Origin of the sequence: Niameybacter massiliensis (genome assembly GCF_001282685.1) — a bacterium.
In the GTDB taxonomy this organism is placed as follows: Bacteria; Bacillota; Clostridia; order Lachnospirales; family Cellulosilyticaceae; genus Holtiella; species Holtiella tumoricola.
This window is the reverse complement of the sequence record NZ_LN875034.1, coordinates 536972-552365: the sequence shown is the minus strand read 5'-3', so window position 1 is coordinate 552365 and position 15394 is coordinate 536972. Positions and strand designations below refer to the sequence as shown.

The window sequence follows — 15394 nt, the reverse complement described above, 5'->3', positions numbered from 1 at the left end:
GGATTAAGAGCAAATTCTTAATCCCTGGACATTAAACTAATTCAATGATAACTTCTTCAGCACCGTCACCTTTACGTGGTCCGATTTTGATGATTCTTGTGTAACCACCATTACGATCTGCGTATTTTGGAGCGATTTCGCTGAATAATTTATCTGTTAAATCAACAGTTTTAGCTTGTCTTCTTTTGTTTACATTAACTTCTGTTACAGGATATAATACCTTTAACATTTGTCTTCTCGCATGTAAACGAGTAGAGCTATCTTTTTTGATTGTTTTTTCTACTTCTTCAAATACTGTTACTTTTTTACCGTCTACGACTTCTTTAACACGTTTACCGTTAACGTCTTTTTTAGGCACTTTTGCAGTAACTTTTACTTCTTCATAGTTGTCTTTTTCACGAACAGCCATAGCGATTAAGCCTTCTGCAATCTTACGAATCTCTTTAGCTTTTGCTGTAGTAGTTTTAATCTTACCATGGTATAAGAGATTTGTTACTTGATTACGAAGTAATGCTTTACGTCCAGCTGCATCACGACCAAGTTTTCTTTGAGCCATGCCGTAACCTCCTTTAGTTTGTCACTAATCTTCGCTTGGTTTTAAAGCAAATCCAAGCTCTTCAAGTTTTTGGAACACTTCTTCAAGTGATTTGCGTCCTAAATTACGAACTTTCATCATTTCATCTTCTGTTTTGTTTGTAAGGTCTTCAACAGTGTTGATACCTGCACGTTTTAAACAGTTGAATGAACGAACTGAAAGATCAAGCTCTTCGATAGTCATCTCAAGAGTTTTTTCTTTAGAATCGTCTTCTTTAGTAACCATGATTTCAGCATTACGTGCATTTTCACTTAAGTCTATGAAAAGATTTAAATGTTCACTTAATACTTTAGCAGCTAAACTAACTGCTTCATCTGGTTTTAAAGTACCATTAGTCCATACTTGTAATGTAAGTTTATCATAGTCAGTTTGTTGACCAACACGAGTATCTTCAACAGTAAAGTTGATACGTTCTACTGGTGTGTAACTTGCATCTACAGGGATAACACCAATTGGTAAATCAGTCTTTTTAAGTTTGTTTGTACCAATGTACCCACGTCCACGAGTTACAGTGAGTTCAATGTATAAACGACTGTTTGCATCGCCACTTAATGTAGCAATATGATGTTCTGGGTTAAGGATTTCGATTTCTGCAGGACATTTAATATCCCCAGCAGTTACTACACCTTCACCTGTAGCCTCAATGTAAATTACTTTTGGCTCCATATTATCACTAATATCTTTGATCGCAAGACCTTTGATATTTAATATGATTTCAAGGACATCTTCTTTAACACCTGGAATACTACTAAATTCATGTAGTACACCTTCGATTTTTACGCTGCTTACTGCAGAACCTGGAAGAGAAGAAGAAAGGATTCTACGTAATCCATTTCCGAGAGTTGTCCCGTATCCTCTTTCTAGTGGTTCTACAACGAAACAGCCGTATCTACCGTCAGGTGACATTTCTTTAATTTCAATTTGTGGTTTTTCAAATTCCAACACCCGATAAACCCTCCTTTAATATTAAAATAGTCTTTCGAGGGTGACGAACTATTACTTAGAGTAAAGCTCAACGATAAGTGTTTCTTGGATATCTGTATCGATTTGATCTCTTGCTGGAACTGCTTTAACAGTACCTTTAAGAGCTTCGATATCAGCTTCTAACCATTCTGGTACAATACGAGAACCTGTTACTTCAGTAATTTGTTTGAAGCGTTCGAAGCTTTTTGCATCTTCTTTAACTTCAATTACATCACCAATTTTAACTTGGTATGATGGAATGTTAACTCTTTTACCGTTAACTGTAACAAGGTTATGACGAACAACTTGTCTAGCTTCTGTACGAGAACGTCCAAGACCTAAGCGGTAAGCTACGTTGTCTAAACGAAGTTCAAGATTACGAAGTAAGTTTTCACCTGTGATGCCTGGTTGTGCATCTGATTTTTCAAAGTATGTTCTGAATTGACCTTCAAGAACACCATAGATTCTTTTAGCTTTTTGTTTTTCACGTAATTGTACGCCGTACTCAGATAATTTTGTTTTTTGTTGACCATGTTGACCTGGTGCATATGGTCTTCTCTCAATAGCACAAGCTGCTGTGTAGCATCTTTCGCCTTTAAGGAATAATTTTTTACCTTCACGACGACATTGTTTACATTTAGCTCCAATATATCTAGCCATTTCTATTTACACCTCCTATTACACTCTTCTACGTTTTGGTGGACGACATCCATTATGTGGTACAGGAGTTACATCTTTAATTAATGTTACTTCTAAACCAGCTGCTTGAAGCGCACGAATAGCTGCTTCTCTACCGGATCCTGGACCTTTTACCATTACTTCAACTGATTTTAAACCGTGTTCCATTGCTGCTTTAGCTGCTGTTTCAGCCGCCATTTGAGCTGCGTATGGAGTTGATTTTCTAGAACCTCTGAAACCAAGGCCACCAGCACTTGCCCATGAAAGAGCGTTGCCGTTTGTATCAGTTAATGTAACCATTGTATTATTAAAAGTAGATTGGATATGAGCCATACCGCGTTCTACATGTTTTCTGTCACGACGTCTACGAGTTGTTCCCTTTTTTGCCGCTTTTTTTGCTGCTGCCATGAGACCTTAACCTCCTTTATTTAACTATTTTTTCTTGTTAGCTACTGTTTTCTTAGGACCTTTACGTGTACGAGCATTCGTTTTAGTTTTTTGTCCTCTTACTGGAAGGCCACGTCTATGACGAATTCCTCTATAGCATCCGATTTCCATTAATCGTTTAATGTTAAGAGCGATTTCACGACGAAGGTCACCTTCAACCATTTGAGTTTTATCAATGATGTCACGAAGTTTATTTACTTCTTCATCAGTTAAATCCTTAATTCTTGTATCGAAATTGATACCAGCTTCTGTAAGGATTCTACGAGAACTTGGACGACCTATACCATAGATATAAGTAAGACCAACTTCAACACGCTTATTTTTTGGTAAGTCTACACCTGCAATACGTGCCATATAGATTTGCACCTCCTATTGATTGATATATATATAATACAGCATTTACCATGAATGCCGCAGCCGCTTAAAGTTAACTCACAAGGTAATATTATATATTAACTTGCGACATAAATCAATGCATTTCGTAAAGCATTAACCTTGTCTTTGTTTGTGTTTTGGATTTTCACAGATAACGCAAACACGGCCTTTTCTTTTGATTACTTTACATTTTTCACATATCTTTTTAACAGATGGGCGTACTTTCATTTTCTGCTCTCCTTTCCGTTTACCATTTATTTAGAACGCCAAATAATTCGTCCCTTGGTTAAATCATATGGAGAAAGTTCCACAGTTACTTTATCACCCGGTAATACACGGATAAAATTCATACGAAGTTTTCCAGAGATATGAGCAAGTACTTTGTGACCGCCTTCAATCTCAACTTGGAACATCGCATTTGGTAACTTTTCTATCACTGTTCCCTCTACTTCAAAAACATCACCTTTTGCCAAGTTACAAACCTCCTCTATATAGAAGTCTTTACCAGATAAGCTTTAATACCTTTGCGGATATGAGCATCTGATACGTTTTCTTCGATTATATTTTGTTTGAGATCTTGAATCACTTCAAGAGTCCCTTGAATATGTTTATACTTTTTACGCTTTGGAGATGCTAATTTTCTTAGATCTCCATCTGCAAGGTAAGCATATTCTTCTTCTAAACTAATAACTATAAATGCATGACCTTTATCTCTGCCACATTTTGAAAATACCACTTGACCTACTTCAAAGTCTCTCATTATTTGTCACCCTCGTCTTCTGATCTGAGTGTCAAAATAAGTGGTTCATCATCTGTAATTACAATAGTATTCTCATAGTGAGCTGATGGTAATCCATCTCTAGTTACAAAAGTCCAGTCATCATCTAAGCATTGTACTTGGTATGTTCCCATGTTAATCATAGGCTCAATAGCAAGTGCCATGCCTTTTTCAAGCTTTACACCACGACCTGGTGCCTTATAGTTAGGCACTTGAGGATCTTCATGTAACTCTTCACCAATACCATGGCCAACCAAGTCTCTTACTACACCGTATCCAAAGGACTCAGCATAGTCTTGAATAGCTTTAGATATCTGTCCTAAATGATTGCCAGCTTTTGCGTATTTTAGTCCTTCAAAGAAACACTGCTTTGTAACTTCAATTAGTTTCAAAACATCAGGTGATACATCTCCGACTGGATAAGTTCTTGCGGCATCAGAATGATACCCTTTATAGTATACCCCAAGGTCGACACTTACTATGTCACCTTGTTTGAGTTTTCTTGGCCCTGGAATACCATGTACAACTTCTTCATTAATAGATATACACGCTGAGGCTGGGTAGCCACAGTATCCTTTAAAGGAAGGTATAGCATGCTTACTTGTAATAAACTTATAAGCTACCTGGTCTAATTCTTTTGTCGTTACACCTGGTCTAATATGCTTAGCCACCAATTCATGTGCCTCAATAAGTATCTGAGCTGATTCTTGCATTAACTTAATTTCATCGTCGGATTTAATGGGAATTGGCATTTTAGTTCACTCCTAATGCTTTCTTTACCCTTGCACGCACTTCATCTACAGTTCCTACTCCATCAATAACAAGTACTTTATCTTGTTGTTGATAGTGATCGATAAGAGGTTTAGTTTGTGCATGATAAACTTCTAATCTTTTCTTAACTGTCTCTTCTTTATCATCTTCTCTTTGAATCAGATGAGTAGAACATTCATTACAAATACCTAGTACTGTTTCTACTTTGAATAGTTTATGATATGAAGCGCCGCAGCTAGGACAAACAGTTCTACCAGCCATACGTTCGATAATAACTTCGTCTGGTACTTCTACATCGAGTACAGAGTCAATTGGTTTACCGATTTCTTCTAGCATTGCATCCAATGCCTTTGCTTGTGGTATAGTTCTTGGAAAACCATCCAAGATCATGCCATTTTCACAATCTTTTTGAACTATACGATCTTTGACAAGTTCTAATACGAGCTCATCAGGTACCAACTTACCTTCATCCATGTACTTTTTAGCTTCTTGACCTAACTCAGTATTCTTTGAGATATGCTCTCTAAAAATATTTCCTGTTGAGATCGTTGGAATATTGTATAGTTTCATAAGCATTTCTGCTTGTGTGCCTTTACCTGCTCCAGGTGCACCTAATAATATTAATCTCATTACGGCAACCCCCAATTTTAATTCTTATAGAAATCCTTTATAATGGCGCATTAGCATTTGTGATTCTAATTGCTTAACTGTTTCAAGTGCAACACCTACTACGATAAGAAGTGAAGTTCCACCGAATTGTACAGACATTTTAAATACTGCACTAAATACTAATGGTGAAAGTGCTAATATCGCAAGGAAGATAGCTCCCATTAAAGTAATGTGTGTTGCTGTCTTTGAAAGGTAGTCTGATGTTGGTTTACCTGGACGAATACCAGGAATAAAACCGCCACCTTTTTTAAGGTTTGCTGCTATTTCTACTGGATTAAATGCAATTGTAGAATAGAAGAAAGCAAATGCAAAGATTAATACTACATAGAGTACTGCACCAAATGGATGAGACCATCTGAGCCACTGTATTGCTGTTTGCCAAAATTCACTTGGTGTTTTAACAAATAAATTTGTTATTGTCTCAGGGAATTGAATAAGTGACATTGCAAAGATAACAGGAAGTACACCTGCAAGGTTTACTTTGATAGGTATATTTTGTGATTGACCACCATATACTTTTCTACCTGCTACACGTTTTGCATATTGTACAGAGATTCTTCTTTCACCTAGTGACATAAGCACTGTGAATCCAATCATAATTACAAATAATAAAACTAGAATAGCAACTTTAACATAATTATCATATGCTAGTAGGCTTATAGCTCCTTGTGGAAGTCTAGAAACGATGTTAATAAAGATAATTAGGGAAATACCGTTTCCGATACCCTTTTCTGTAATTTGCTCTCCTATCCACATTACTAACATAGAACCAGCAATAAATGAAATGAATGCAAGAGCAAATACTAGTAAGTTTTTCTCAACCAAAACATTGGATTGATATAACATATAAGTTGTTCCACCAGCTTGCATGATAGCAAGAACTAATGTTACATATCTAGTATACTTGTTGATCTTTTTACGACCGTCTTCGCCTTCTTTTGATAGCTCTTCTAATCTAGTAATAGCGATAGTTAAAAGTTGAATAATAATAGATGCTGTAATGTAAGGTCCTACACCAAAGGCAAAGAGTGCCATTTGGCTAAAGGCTCCTCCTGTAATAGCATTCATAAGCCCTAACATACCGTTAGAGTTTTGACCTAATACTTGTTCAACAGCAATTGGATCAATGCCTGGGACTGGAACATGAGCTCCAAGTCTAACTAAGGCAAACATCCATAGGGTAAAAATTATCTTTTTTCGCAGTTCTGGTACTCTCCATGCATTTTTAAGAGTTTTAAACACCTACATCACCTCTGCTTTTCCACCCACAGCTTCAATTTTTTCTACAGCACCAGCACTAAACGCGTTAGCTTGTACTGTAAGTTTTTTAGTAAGGTCACCTTTAGCAAGGATCTTAATACCATCTCTAGTATTTTTTACGATACCTGCTTGAACCATAGCGTCGATTGTTACAACCGCACCATCTTCGAAACGGTTAAGCATATCTACGTTGATTGCTACGATATCTTTGCTGTTACGGCATGTGAAACCACGTTTTGGTAAACGTCTGTAAAGAGGCATTTGACCCCCTTCAAATCCTGGTCTAACTCCGCCACCGCTTCTTGCTTTTTGTCCTTTATGTCCTTTACCGGCTGTTTTACCGTTACCTGAACCATGTCCTCTACCTGTACGGAAAGAGTCTTTTTTTGAACCTTCTGCTGGTCTTAATGAGCTTAAATTCATTCTTTGCACCTCCTTTGCTAAATCAGTAATTATTCGTTGATTTCTTCAACTTTTACTAAGTGTCTTACTTGTGCAATCATACCACGGATAGCATCGTTATCTTGGTGGATGTTTGTACTATTCATTTTTCTTAATCCGAGCGCTTCGATAGTTTTTTTATGCTTTGGAATTGCCCCGATTGTGGATTTTACTAAAGTTACTTTTAAATTAGCCACTGACTATTCCTCCTATCCTAGAAGCTCTTCTACAGTTTTTCCACGAAGTTTTGCAACTTCTGCTGGAGTTTTAAGTCCTGCAAGACCTTCGATTGTAGCGTGAACTACGTTTTTCTTGTTGTTTGAACCTAAAGATTTAGTTCTGATGTTACGGATACCTGCAAGTTCAAGTACAGCACGAGCTGGACCACCTGCGATAACTCCAGTACCTTCTTTAGCTGGTTTAAGAAGAACGTGTGCACTACCGAATGTACCTACGAATTCATGGTAGATACTATCAGCATCATTTCTTTCAATAAAGATAAGGTTTTTCTTAGCATCTTCAATTCCTTTTCTGATTGCATCTGGAATTTCCATAGCTTTACCTAAACCTACACCAACGTGTCCGTTTCCATCTCCTACTACTACTAAAGCAGAGAAACGGAATGTACGACCACCTTTAACTACTTTTGTTACACGTTTAATAGTAACAACTTTTTCTTTTAATTCCAAAGCATTTGGATTAATATTAAGTCTTTTAGCCATCTGTGTTCCCTCCTTTACTAGAATTGTAACCCAGCTTCACGAGCTGCGTCAGCTAATGCTTTTACTCTACCATGGTATAAGAAACCACCACGGTCAAATACTACTTCTTCAATACCGTTAGCAAGTGCTTTTTTAGCAATTGCTGTACCAACAGCTGCTGCTGCTTCAACATTTGATCCAACTTTAATGTTAAGATCTTTTTCAACTGTAGAAGCTGATACTAATGTTACAGCTTTTACATCATCAATAATTTGAGCGTAGATGTGTTTTTCACTTCTGAATACGGCAAGTCTAGGTCTTTGAGCTGTACCTTCGATCTTGTTACGAAGTCTTCTATGTTTTTGAACACGAACTTTACTACGTGATTGTTTACTGATCATTTAATTCACCCCTTTGCGATTATTTTTTACCTGTTTTACCTACTTTACGTCTGATTACTTCATCAACGTACTTAATACCTTTACCTTTGTATGGCTCTGGTGGACGTTTTGAACGGATATCAGCAGCAAATTGGCCAACTTGTTCTTTATTGATCCCAGCAACAGTGATTTTGTTATTACCTTCCATTGTTGTTGTGATACCTTCTGGATCTTCCATTTCTACTGGGTGAGAGTATCCTAATGAAAGAATTAATTTTGTTCCTTGTTTTTGTGCTCTGTAACCAACACCATTAATTTCTAACACTTTAGTGTAACCATTAGATACACCTTCGATCATGTTAGCAATAAGTGTTCTAGTTAAACCATGAAGAGCTTTATTTCTTTTTAAATCATTTGGTCTAGTAACAACCACTTGATTTTCTTCGATCGCAATGTTCATTGCACTGTCAAATGATTTTGTTAATGTTCCTTTAGGACCTTTAACTTCTACAACGTTAGCTTCGCTAACTGTAATAGTTACGCCTGCTGGAATCACAACTGGTAATCTACCAATACGTGACATGCTCGCACCTCCTTAAACTTTTGCTGTTTATTACCAAATAAATGCTATAACTTCTCCACCAACATTAAGTTTTCTAGCTTCTTTATCAGCTATAACACCTTTGTTAGTTGAAATAATTGCTGTACCAAGTCCACCTAAAACTTTTGGTAAGTTTTCTGAGTCAGCGTATACACGAAGACCTGGTTTAGAGATTCTTTTGATCCCTGAAATAACTTTTTCGTTTTTATCTTTACCGTATTTAAGAGTTATACGGATAGTTTCTTTAACACCATCAGCTGTTACATCATAAGCTTTGATGTATCCTTCATTTAATAAGATCTCAGCAATCGCTTTTTTCATTTTAGAAGATGGAACTTCTACTGTATCGTGTTTAGCCACGTTAGCGTTTCTGATTCTTGTTAACATATCTGCAATTGGATCGCTCATCATCATAATTCGTTACCTCCTTTCTGGTATTACCAGCTTGCTTTTTTAACGCCTGGAATTTGACCTTTATATGCTAATTCTCTAAAGCAAATACGACAAATACCATATTTTCTAATGTACGCATGTGGACGTCCACAAATGCGACATCTGCTGTATTCTTGAGTTGAAAATTTAGCAGGTCTAGCTTGCTTAACTTTCATAGATGTTTTTGCCATGTGATACCCTCCTTATTTTTGGAATGGCATTCCGAATTGTCTTAACAGTTCACGAGATTCTTCATCTGTTTCAGCTGTTGTAACAATAATAACGTCCATACCACGAACTTTATCGATTTTATCATACTCGATTTCTGGGAAAATAATTTGTTCTTTAATACCTAATGAATAGTTACCACGACCATCGAAAGCTGTAGCACTAACACCACGGAAGTCACGTACACGTGGAAGTGCTAAGTTAACTAAACGATCAAGGAATTCATACATTTTTTCGCCACGAAGAGTTACTTTACATCCGATTGGCATACCTTCACGAAGTTTGAAAGCAGCAACTGATTTTTTAGCTCTTGTAGTAACAGCTTTTTGACCAGAAATTTTTTCCATATCGCCAATAGCATTTTCTAATACTTTAGCATTGTCTTTCGCTTCACCAACACCCATGTTGATTACGATTTTTTCGATTTTTGGAGCTTGAAGTTTGTTTTTGTATCCAAACTTTTCTACCATTGCATCGATGATTTGTTCATTGTACATATCTTTTAATCTACTCATAGTTTAACGTCCTCCTTTCGCCAATTAGTCAATTACAGAACGACCGTTTTTAGTAATTGCTACACGAACTTTTTTGTCATCTTTGATTTCTACGCCTAAACGAGCTGGAGCTCCGTTTAAAGAGTACATAACGTTTGAAATGTGAATTGGGAATTCTTTTTCAATACGTCCACCTTGACCCATTGCGTTAGGTTTTTGATGTTTGAAACCTTGGTTAACACCGTCAACTAATACACGTCCATTTTTACGATCGATGAAAGTGATATTGCCTTCTTTACCTTTATCTTTACCAGCAATAACGATTACTCTATCGCCTTTTTTTAACTTAGTTTTCATGTCTTACACCTCCTTATAGAACTTCTGGAGCAAGTGATAAGATTTTTGTAAATTTCTTATCTCTTAATTCTCTCGCAACTGGTCCAAAGATACGAGTTCCTCTTGGGTTTTTATCTTCTTTGATGATAACAGCAGCGTTTTCATCAAATCTAATGTAAGATCCATCTGGTCTTCTGATTTCTTTTACAGTACGTACTACTACAGCCTTAACAACATCACCTTTTTTAACAACGCCACCTGGTGTTGCATCTTTAACTGTAGCAACAATAATATCGCCAACACCTGCATATCTTCTTGTAGAGCCACCTAATACGCGGATACAAAGAATTTCCTTAGCTCCTGTATTGTCTGCTACTCTTAATCTACTTTCTTGTTGGATCATGAGAAGTGCCCTCCTTTCAAGATTACTAAACTTATTTTACTTTTTCTACGATTTCAACAAGTCTAAAACGCTTTGACTTGGATAATGGTCTTGTTTCCATTACTCTTACACGGTCACCGATTTCACATTCATTGTTTTCATCATGTGCATGAAGTTTGTATGTTTTTTTGATGATTTTTCCGTAAAGAGGATGTTTTACATTATTAACTACGGCAACAGTAATAGTTTTGTCCATTTTGTTGCTAACTACGTTACCTACAAATGTTTTACGTAAATTTCTTTCTGCCACGATTTCTCCTCCTCTCTATTACACTGCTTGTTTTTGTGTAATAATAGTTTGAATACGCGCAATGTTTTTTCTAACATCTTTAATTCTTGCTGTATTATCTAATTGGTTGGTAGCGTTTTGGAATCTTAAGTTGAAAAGTTCTTTTTTCGCATTCACCAATTCGATATTTAATTCTTCAGCTGATTTTGCTCTTAAATCTTCTAAGAATGCTTTAGTTTTCACTACCATCACCTGCCATTTCTTGTTCAGCACGAGATACGATCTTACATTTCATTGGTAATTTGTGAATTGCAAGTCTTAACGCTTCTCTTGCTACTTCTTCTGCTACTCCTGATAATTCGAACATAACACGTCCTGGTTTTACTACTGCTACCCAGTATTCTGTTGAACCTTTACCAGAACCCATGCGTGTTTCAGCTGGTTTAGCTGTTACTGGTTTATCTGGGAAGATTTTGATCCATACTTTACCACCACGTTTGATATGACGAGTCATAGCGATACGAGCAGATTCGATTTGGTTAGATCTAACCCAACCTGGTTCCATTGCAACGATACCGAATTCACCATAAGTGATTTTATTTCCACGGGTAGCTTGGCCTTTCATACGTCCACGGAACTGTTTACGACGTTTTACTCTTTTAGGCATTAACATTAGTTATCGCTCCCTTCCTTTTTAACTTTTTGAGGAAGTACTTCTCCTTTGTACATCCATACTTTAACACCGATTTTACCGTATGTTGTATCTGCTTCAGCAAATCCATACTCGATATCAGCTCTTAATGTTTGAAGTGGAATAGTACCTTCTGAATATTGTTCTGTACGTGCCATTTCAGCACCACCTAAACGACCTGCACATGCAACTTTGATACCTTTAGCACCGAATTTTTGAGCTTTACCGATTGCTTGTTTCATAGCACGACGGAAAGATACACGGTTTTCTAATTGTAATGCAATGTTTTCTGCTGTTAATTGAGCAGATGTTTCTGGTCTTTTAACTTCAACAATGTTAATAGAAACTTTTGAAGTTGTAAGTTTTTCTACTTCTTTACGAAGTGCATCAATTGATGCTCCACCTTTACCGATTACGATACCAGGTTTTGATGTATGAACATGAATTCTTACGCGTTTTGACATTCTTTCGATATCAATTTTATCGATGCCAGCACTGTAAAGTTTCTTTTTGATATATTTTCTGATTTTATCATCTTCTACTAGGTAGTTAGCAAAGTCTGCTTTATCTGCGTACCATTTAGCACTCCAGTCTTTGATAACTCCTACTCTTAATCCATGAGGATTTACTTTTTGACCCATACCGAACCTCCTTATCTCTCATTTACTACCACAGTAATGTGGCTTGTTTGTTTTAGGATGCTGTAAGCACGACCTTGAGCACGAGGACGGATTCTCTTAAGAGTTGGTCCTTGAGTTGCGTATGCTTCTTCAACAAATAGTTTGCTTACGTCCATACCATTGTTATGTTCTGCGTTAGCAATAGCTGATTTTAATACTTTTTCGATAACATCAGCAGCGTATCTTGGTGTGTAAGCTAAGATAGCAAGTGCTGTTTGTACATCTTTACCTTTGATTTGATCAAGTACAATTTTCGCTTTTGTGCTAGATACACGTACGAAAGTTACTTTTGCGCTTGGTCTGTTATCATTATTTTGATTTCTTTCTCTTTTTATCTGGGTTCTATGTCCTTTTGCCATCGTAAGACCTCCTTCCGATATTATTTATTAGCGAACTCTTGATTTTTTCTCAGCGTCTTTACCGTGTCCACGGTAAGTTCTTGTTAATGCGAATTCACCAAGTTTGTGTCCTACCATATCTTCTGTAATGAATACAGGAACATGTTTTCTACCATCATGAAGGGCGATTGTATGTCCTACCATTTGAGGGAAGATTGTTGAACGACGTGACCAAGATTTGATTACTTTTTTATCATCAACTGCATTCATTGCTTCGATTTTATTAAGTAAACGTTGGTCTGCGAATGGTCCTTTTTTAACTGAACGAGCCATTTAAGATGCCTCCTTTCAAAAACTTAAATTTATTTGTTACGTGAACGTACAATATATTTATTTGAGTGTTTGTTTTTCTTTCTTGTTTTGTATCCAAGAGCAGGTTTACCCCAAGGAGTACATGGATTTGGACGTCCAATTGGAGATCTACCTTCCCCACCACCATGAGGGTGATCGTTAGGGTTCATTACAGAACCACGAACTGTTGGGCGGATACCCATGTGACGTTTACGTCCAGCTTTACCAATTGTGATAAGTTCGTGATCAATGTTACCAACTTGTCCAATTGTAGCTTTACAATCGATTGGTAATAAACGCATTTCTCCTGATGGAAGTTTAACTGTTGCGTATTTACCTTCTTTAGCCATAAGTTGAGCTGACATACCAGCAGAACGAACTAATTGTCCACCTTTGCCTGGTTTCATTTCGATATTATGGATTGTTTGACCTACTGGAATATCTCTCATTCTAAGAGTGTTACCAATGCGGATTTCTGCTGTTTCACCACTCATTACTGTTTGACCTACTTGTAAACCAAGAGGAGCTAAGATATAGCGTTTTTCACCATCTGCATAGCTAAGTAATGCAATGTTTGCTGTTCTGTTTGGATCGTATTCTACACCTACTACTGTAGCTGGAACACCATCTTTATTACGTTTAAAGTCGATTACTCTGTATTTTACTTTGTAACCGCCGCCACGATGACGAACAGTGATTTTACCTTGATTATTTCTACCTGAATTTTTCTTTAATGTTACAATTAAAGATTTCTCAGGAGTTGTTTTTGTGATTTCTTCAAAAGTTGAAGAAGTCATATGTCTTCTTGAAGGGGTATATGGTCTATACTTTTTGATACCCATTACTGTTCACTCCTTTCAATCGTTTAAGTTACACATAGCCGTGTGTTTCATCTTTTACTATTTAACTACATTCCTTGGAAAAAGTCAATGTCTTTACTTGCTTCTGTAAGTTTTACGATTGCTTTTTTGTATTTGTTAGTTTTACCAACTGATCTTCCACGACGTTTTGTTTTGCCATCGTAGTTCATTGTGTTTACTTTGTCAACTTTAACGCCGTCGAACATTTTTTCTACTGCATCTTTAACTTGAGATTTTGTAGCAGTTGGGTGTACTAGGAATGTATATTTCTTTTCTGCCATATCGTTCATACTTTTTTCAGTAACGACTGGTTTTAAAATGACGTCATAGAATTTTAAATCTGCCATTATGCGTACACCTCCTCAATTTTAGCTAATGCTTCTTTTGTTACTACAACTGTATCGTATTTTAAGATGTCGTATACGTTAATGTTGTTTACGTTTGCAGTTTTAATACCTTGGATATTACGTGCTGCTAACATAACGTTTTTACTATTATCTGCAGCTCTACCTTCAGATACTTTATCTTCAGTTACGATTAAAGCTTTTTTAAGTTCTAACGCTGTTAAAACGTTAACCATTGCTTTAGTCTTAGCTTCAGCTAATGCTAATTCATCTAATACGATAAATTTATTTTCTTGAACTCTTGTTGTAAGAGCTGATTTAAGAGCAAGTAATTTTTCTGTTCTGTTCATTTTGAATGAGTAATCACGTGGTTTTGGAGCGAATACTACCCCACCACCTGTCCATTGTGGTGAACGAATAGAACCTTGTCTAGCTCTACCTGTACCTTTTTGTTTCCATGGTTTTCTACCACCACCACGTACTTCAGCACGTGTTTTAGCACTTTGAGTACCTTGTCTTCTATTAGCAAGGTAAGCTAATACAGCAGTGTGTACTAAATTTTCTTTTACATCTACAGCAAAGATTGAATCTACTAATTCAACTTCACCAACTTGTTGTCCGTTCATATTTAAAACAGATACGTTTGCCATCTTTGTTCCTCCTTTCTCAAGCAGCCTTATGCTTTAACGCTGTCTTTGATTGTAATGATTGTTCCTTTTGAACCTGGAACAGCTCCTTTTACAAGGATTAAGTTTTTCTCAGCATCTACTCTTACAACTTCAAGATTTTGAACTGTAATTTGAATACTACCCATGTGTGATGGAAGGCCTTTACCTTTCATAACGCGTCCTGGGCTAGTAGCAGCTCCCATTGAACCTGCAACTCTATGAGATTTAGAACCGTGACCCATTGGTCCACGACTTTGACCGTATTTTTTGATTGCTCCTTGGTAACCTTTACCTTTAGAGATACCAACTACGTCTACTTTATCACCAGCAACGAATGCGTCAGCTTTAATTTCAGCGCCTACTTCGTAAGCAGAAATATCTTCTAAACGGAATTCTTTTAAGTGTTTCTTAGCAGTAACACCAGCTTTTGCAAAGTGACCTTTTTGTGGTTTAATAAGTTGTTTTTCTTTGGCATCTACGAAACCTACTTGAATCGCTTCATAACCATCGTTATCAACTGTTTTCTTTTGAACAACTGTACATGGACCAGCTTCTAATACTGTTACTGGGATTAACATGTTATCAGCGTTGAAAATTTGAGTCATACCAATTTTTTTAGCTAAAATTGCTTTTTTCATCCTT

Annotated in this window: 31 protein-coding genes; all 31 read right to left on the bottom strand. The window is 36.7% G+C overall.

Annotated features, from left to right (window positions below):
- Positions 1-31: 31 nt before the first annotated feature.
- Positions 32-556 carry a bL17 family ribosomal protein gene (locus BN2390_RS05015; protein ID WP_053983258.1) on the bottom strand — a complete coding sequence of 175 codons (525 nt, stop codon included), beginning with the start codon at positions 554-556 and terminating at the stop codon, positions 32-34.
- 24 nt (positions 557-580) lie between these two features.
- Positions 581-1540 (bottom strand): DNA-directed RNA polymerase subunit alpha, encoded by a 960-nt coding sequence (locus BN2390_RS05010; RefSeq protein WP_053983257.1) that lies wholly within the window; start codon positions 1538-1540, stop codon positions 581-583.
- 51 nt (positions 1541-1591) lie between these two features.
- Complete coding sequence (rpsD, locus tag BN2390_RS05005) at positions 1592-2218, bottom strand: 30S ribosomal protein S4 (protein ID WP_053983256.1); 627 nt, start codon at positions 2216-2218, stop codon at positions 1592-1594.
- 18 nt (positions 2219-2236) lie between these two features.
- Positions 2237-2644: a 30S ribosomal protein S11 gene (rpsK, locus tag BN2390_RS05000; RefSeq protein WP_053983255.1), complete on the bottom strand. Its 408-nt coding sequence runs from the start codon at positions 2642-2644 to the stop codon at positions 2237-2239.
- 24 nt (positions 2645-2668) lie between these two features.
- Positions 2669-3037, bottom strand: a complete 369-nt coding sequence (rpsM, locus tag BN2390_RS04995) for a 30S ribosomal protein S13 (protein ID WP_053983254.1) — start codon at positions 3035-3037, stop codon at positions 2669-2671.
- 135 nt (positions 3038-3172) lie between these two features.
- Complete coding sequence (rpmJ, locus tag BN2390_RS04990; protein WP_053983253.1) at positions 3173-3286, bottom strand: 50S ribosomal protein L36; 114 nt, start codon at positions 3284-3286, stop codon at positions 3173-3175.
- A 26-nt stretch (positions 3287-3312) separates the two neighbouring features.
- Positions 3313-3531: a translation initiation factor IF-1 gene (infA, locus tag BN2390_RS04985; RefSeq protein WP_053983252.1), complete on the bottom strand. Its 219-nt coding sequence runs from the start codon at positions 3529-3531 to the stop codon at positions 3313-3315.
- A gap of 14 nt (positions 3532-3545) precedes the next feature.
- On the bottom strand, positions 3546-3818 hold the full coding sequence (locus tag BN2390_RS04980; protein ID WP_053983251.1) for a KOW domain-containing RNA-binding protein: 273 nt from the start codon (positions 3816-3818) through the stop codon (positions 3546-3548).
- Entirely contained in the window at positions 3818-4588 is a 771-nt protein-coding gene (gene map / locus BN2390_RS04975) for a type I methionyl aminopeptidase (RefSeq protein ID WP_053983250.1), read from the bottom strand. Before map ends, BN2390_RS04980 begins: the two co-directional genes overlap by 1 nt.
- 1 nt (position 4589) lies before the next feature.
- Positions 4590-5237 (bottom strand): adenylate kinase, encoded by a 648-nt coding sequence (locus BN2390_RS04970; RefSeq protein ID WP_053983249.1) that lies wholly within the window; start codon positions 5235-5237, stop codon positions 4590-4592.
- A gap of 24 nt (positions 5238-5261) precedes the next feature.
- Positions 5262-6449, bottom strand: coding sequence for a preprotein translocase subunit SecY (gene secY / locus BN2390_RS04965; protein ID WP_408633716.1), 1188 nt, complete (start codon positions 6447-6449; stop codon positions 5262-5264).
- Positions 6450-6518: 69 nt separating this feature from the next.
- Positions 6519-6959, bottom strand: a complete 441-nt coding sequence (gene rplO, locus BN2390_RS04960) for a 50S ribosomal protein L15 (protein WP_053983247.1) — start codon at positions 6957-6959, stop codon at positions 6519-6521.
- 29 nt (positions 6960-6988) lie between these two features.
- Entirely contained in the window at positions 6989-7174 is a 186-nt protein-coding gene (gene rpmD / locus BN2390_RS04955) for a 50S ribosomal protein L30 (RefSeq protein ID WP_053983246.1), read from the bottom strand.
- A 12-nt stretch (positions 7175-7186) separates the two neighbouring features.
- Positions 7187-7699 carry a 30S ribosomal protein S5 gene (gene rpsE / locus BN2390_RS04950; RefSeq protein WP_053983245.1) on the bottom strand — a complete coding sequence of 171 codons (513 nt, stop codon included), beginning with the start codon at positions 7697-7699 and terminating at the stop codon, positions 7187-7189.
- 17 nt (positions 7700-7716) lie between these two features.
- Complete coding sequence (gene rplR / locus BN2390_RS04945) at positions 7717-8079, bottom strand: 50S ribosomal protein L18 (protein ID WP_053983244.1); 363 nt, start codon at positions 8077-8079, stop codon at positions 7717-7719.
- Between the two features lie 19 nt (positions 8080-8098).
- Positions 8099-8641 carry a 50S ribosomal protein L6 gene (gene rplF / locus BN2390_RS04940; RefSeq protein ID WP_053983243.1) on the bottom strand — a complete coding sequence of 181 codons (543 nt, stop codon included), beginning with the start codon at positions 8639-8641 and terminating at the stop codon, positions 8099-8101.
- Positions 8642-8671: 30 nt separating this feature from the next.
- Positions 8672-9073: a 30S ribosomal protein S8 gene (gene rpsH, locus BN2390_RS04935; protein ID WP_053983242.1), complete on the bottom strand. Its 402-nt coding sequence runs from the start codon at positions 9071-9073 to the stop codon at positions 8672-8674.
- A 23-nt stretch (positions 9074-9096) separates the two neighbouring features.
- On the bottom strand, positions 9097-9282 hold the full coding sequence (locus BN2390_RS04930; protein WP_053983241.1) for a type Z 30S ribosomal protein S14: 186 nt from the start codon (positions 9280-9282) through the stop codon (positions 9097-9099).
- A gap of 12 nt (positions 9283-9294) precedes the next feature.
- Positions 9295-9834 carry a 50S ribosomal protein L5 gene (rplE, locus tag BN2390_RS04925; RefSeq protein WP_053983240.1) on the bottom strand — a complete coding sequence of 180 codons (540 nt, stop codon included), beginning with the start codon at positions 9832-9834 and terminating at the stop codon, positions 9295-9297.
- Positions 9835-9858: 24 nt separating this feature from the next.
- A complete protein-coding gene (rplX, locus tag BN2390_RS04920; RefSeq protein ID WP_053983239.1) occupies positions 9859-10170 on the bottom strand; it encodes a 50S ribosomal protein L24 in 312 nt (103 codons plus the stop codon).
- 13 nt (positions 10171-10183) lie between these two features.
- On the bottom strand, positions 10184-10552 hold the full coding sequence (rplN, locus tag BN2390_RS04915; protein WP_053983238.1) for a 50S ribosomal protein L14: 369 nt from the start codon (positions 10550-10552) through the stop codon (positions 10184-10186).
- Between the two features lie 31 nt (positions 10553-10583).
- Positions 10584-10841, bottom strand: coding sequence for a 30S ribosomal protein S17 (rpsQ, locus tag BN2390_RS04910; protein ID WP_053983237.1), 258 nt, complete (start codon positions 10839-10841; stop codon positions 10584-10586).
- A gap of 18 nt (positions 10842-10859) precedes the next feature.
- A complete protein-coding gene (rpmC, locus tag BN2390_RS04905) occupies positions 10860-11063 on the bottom strand; it encodes a 50S ribosomal protein L29 (RefSeq protein ID WP_053983236.1) in 204 nt (67 codons plus the stop codon).
- A complete protein-coding gene (gene rplP, locus BN2390_RS04900) occupies positions 11053-11493 on the bottom strand; it encodes a 50S ribosomal protein L16 (protein WP_053983235.1) in 441 nt (146 codons plus the stop codon). Before rplP ends, rpmC begins: the two co-directional genes overlap by 11 nt.
- On the bottom strand, positions 11493-12152 hold the full coding sequence (gene rpsC, locus BN2390_RS04895; protein WP_053983234.1) for a 30S ribosomal protein S3: 660 nt from the start codon (positions 12150-12152) through the stop codon (positions 11493-11495). Before rpsC ends, rplP begins: the two co-directional genes overlap by 1 nt.
- 11 nt (positions 12153-12163) lie before the next feature.
- A complete protein-coding gene (gene rplV, locus BN2390_RS04890) occupies positions 12164-12550 on the bottom strand; it encodes a 50S ribosomal protein L22 (protein WP_053983233.1) in 387 nt (128 codons plus the stop codon).
- Between the two features lie 27 nt (positions 12551-12577).
- Positions 12578-12862 (bottom strand): 30S ribosomal protein S19, encoded by a 285-nt coding sequence (gene rpsS / locus BN2390_RS04885; protein ID WP_053983232.1) that lies wholly within the window; start codon positions 12860-12862, stop codon positions 12578-12580.
- Positions 12863-12891: 29 nt separating this feature from the next.
- Positions 12892-13722 (bottom strand): 50S ribosomal protein L2, encoded by an 831-nt coding sequence (rplB, locus tag BN2390_RS04880; protein WP_053983231.1) that lies wholly within the window; start codon positions 13720-13722, stop codon positions 12892-12894.
- Positions 13723-13787: 65 nt separating this feature from the next.
- On the bottom strand, positions 13788-14087 hold the full coding sequence (rplW, locus tag BN2390_RS04875) for a 50S ribosomal protein L23 (protein ID WP_053983230.1): 300 nt from the start codon (positions 14085-14087) through the stop codon (positions 13788-13790).
- Positions 14087-14734, bottom strand: coding sequence for a 50S ribosomal protein L4 (gene rplD, locus BN2390_RS04870; protein WP_053983229.1), 648 nt, complete (start codon positions 14732-14734; stop codon positions 14087-14089). The genes rplW and rplD overlap by 1 nt, the downstream gene beginning before the upstream one ends.
- A gap of 26 nt (positions 14735-14760) precedes the next feature.
- A complete protein-coding gene (rplC, locus tag BN2390_RS04865; RefSeq protein ID WP_053983228.1) occupies positions 14761-15390 on the bottom strand; it encodes a 50S ribosomal protein L3 in 630 nt (209 codons plus the stop codon).
- Positions 15391-15394: the final 4 nt, after the last annotated feature.

Excerpts from the sequence above, each read along its gene's own strand:
- rpsH (WP_053983242.1), bottom strand. The coding sequence starts at position 9,073 with ATGATGATGAGCGATCCAATTGCAGATATGTTAACAAGAATCAGAAAC.
- rplF (WP_053983243.1), bottom strand. The coding sequence starts at position 8,641 with ATGTCACGTATTGGTAGATTACCAGTTGTGATTCCAGCAGGCGTAACT.
- rplV (WP_053983233.1), bottom strand. The coding sequence starts at position 12,550 with ATGGCAAAAGGACATAGAACCCAGATAAAAAGAGAAAGAAATCAAAAT.
- rplB (WP_053983231.1), bottom strand. The coding sequence starts at position 13,722 with ATGGGTATCAAAAAGTATAGACCATATACCCCTTCAAGAAGACATATG.
- BN2390_RS05015 (WP_053983258.1), bottom strand. The coding sequence starts at position 556 with ATGGCTCAAAGAAAACTTGGTCGTGATGCAGCTGGACGTAAAGCATTA.
- rpsM (WP_053983254.1), bottom strand. The coding sequence starts at position 3,037 with ATGGCACGTATTGCAGGTGTAGACTTACCAAAAAATAAGCGTGTTGAA.
- BN2390_RS04970 (WP_053983249.1), bottom strand. The coding sequence starts at position 5,237 with ATGAGATTAATATTATTAGGTGCACCTGGAGCAGGTAAAGGCACACAA.
- rplR (WP_053983244.1), bottom strand. The coding sequence starts at position 8,079 with ATGATCAGTAAACAATCACGTAGTAAAGTTCGTGTTCAAAAACATAGA.
- rplN (WP_053983238.1), bottom strand. The coding sequence starts at position 10,552 with ATGATCCAACAAGAAAGTAGATTAAGAGTAGCAGACAATACAGGAGCT.
- rplE (WP_053983240.1), bottom strand. The coding sequence starts at position 9,834 with ATGAGTAGATTAAAAGATATGTACAATGAACAAATCATCGATGCAATG.
- rplD (WP_053983229.1), bottom strand. The coding sequence starts at position 14,734 with ATGGCAAACGTATCTGTTTTAAATATGAACGGACAACAAGTTGGTGAA.
- rpsS (WP_053983232.1), bottom strand. The coding sequence starts at position 12,862 with ATGGCTCGTTCAGTTAAAAAAGGACCATTCGCAGACCAACGTTTACTT.
- rplP (WP_053983235.1), bottom strand. The coding sequence starts at position 11,493 with ATGTTAATGCCTAAAAGAGTAAAACGTCGTAAACAGTTCCGTGGACGT.
- rplW (WP_053983230.1), bottom strand. The coding sequence starts at position 14,087 with ATGGCAGATTTAAAATTCTATGACGTCATTTTAAAACCAGTCGTTACT.
- rplX (WP_053983239.1), bottom strand. The coding sequence starts at position 10,170 with ATGAAAACTAAGTTAAAAAAAGGCGATAGAGTAATCGTTATTGCTGGT.
- secY (WP_408633716.1), bottom strand. The coding sequence starts at position 6,449 with ATGTTTGCCTTAGTTAGACTTGGAGCTCATGTTCCAGTCCCAGGCATT.
- BN2390_RS04980 (WP_053983251.1), bottom strand. The coding sequence starts at position 3,818 with ATGAGAGACTTTGAAGTAGGTCAAGTGGTATTTTCAAAATGTGGCAGA.
- rpsD (WP_053983256.1), bottom strand. The coding sequence starts at position 2,218 with ATGGCTAGATATATTGGAGCTAAATGTAAACAATGTCGTCGTGAAGGT.
- rplO (WP_053983247.1), bottom strand. The coding sequence starts at position 6,959 with ATGAATTTAAGCTCATTAAGACCAGCAGAAGGTTCAAAAAAAGACTCT.
- rpmJ (WP_053983253.1), bottom strand. The coding sequence starts at position 3,286 with ATGAAAGTACGCCCATCTGTTAAAAAGATATGTGAAAAATGTAAAGTA.
- map (WP_053983250.1), bottom strand. The coding sequence starts at position 4,588 with ATGCCAATTCCCATTAAATCCGACGATGAAATTAAGTTAATGCAAGAA.
- rpsK (WP_053983255.1), bottom strand. The coding sequence starts at position 2,644 with ATGGCAGCAGCAAAAAAAGCGGCAAAAAAGGGAACAACTCGTAGACGT.
- BN2390_RS04930 (WP_053983241.1), bottom strand. The coding sequence starts at position 9,282 with ATGGCAAAAACATCTATGAAAGTTAAGCAAGCTAGACCTGCTAAATTT.
- rpsC (WP_053983234.1), bottom strand. The coding sequence starts at position 12,152 with ATGGGTCAAAAAGTAAATCCTCATGGATTAAGAGTAGGAGTTATCAAA.
- rplC (WP_053983228.1), bottom strand. The coding sequence starts at position 15,390 with ATGAAAAAAGCAATTTTAGCTAAAAAAATTGGTATGACTCAAATTTTC.
- rpsE (WP_053983245.1), bottom strand. The coding sequence starts at position 7,699 with ATGGCTAAAAGACTTAATATTAATCCAAATGCTTTGGAATTAAAAGAA.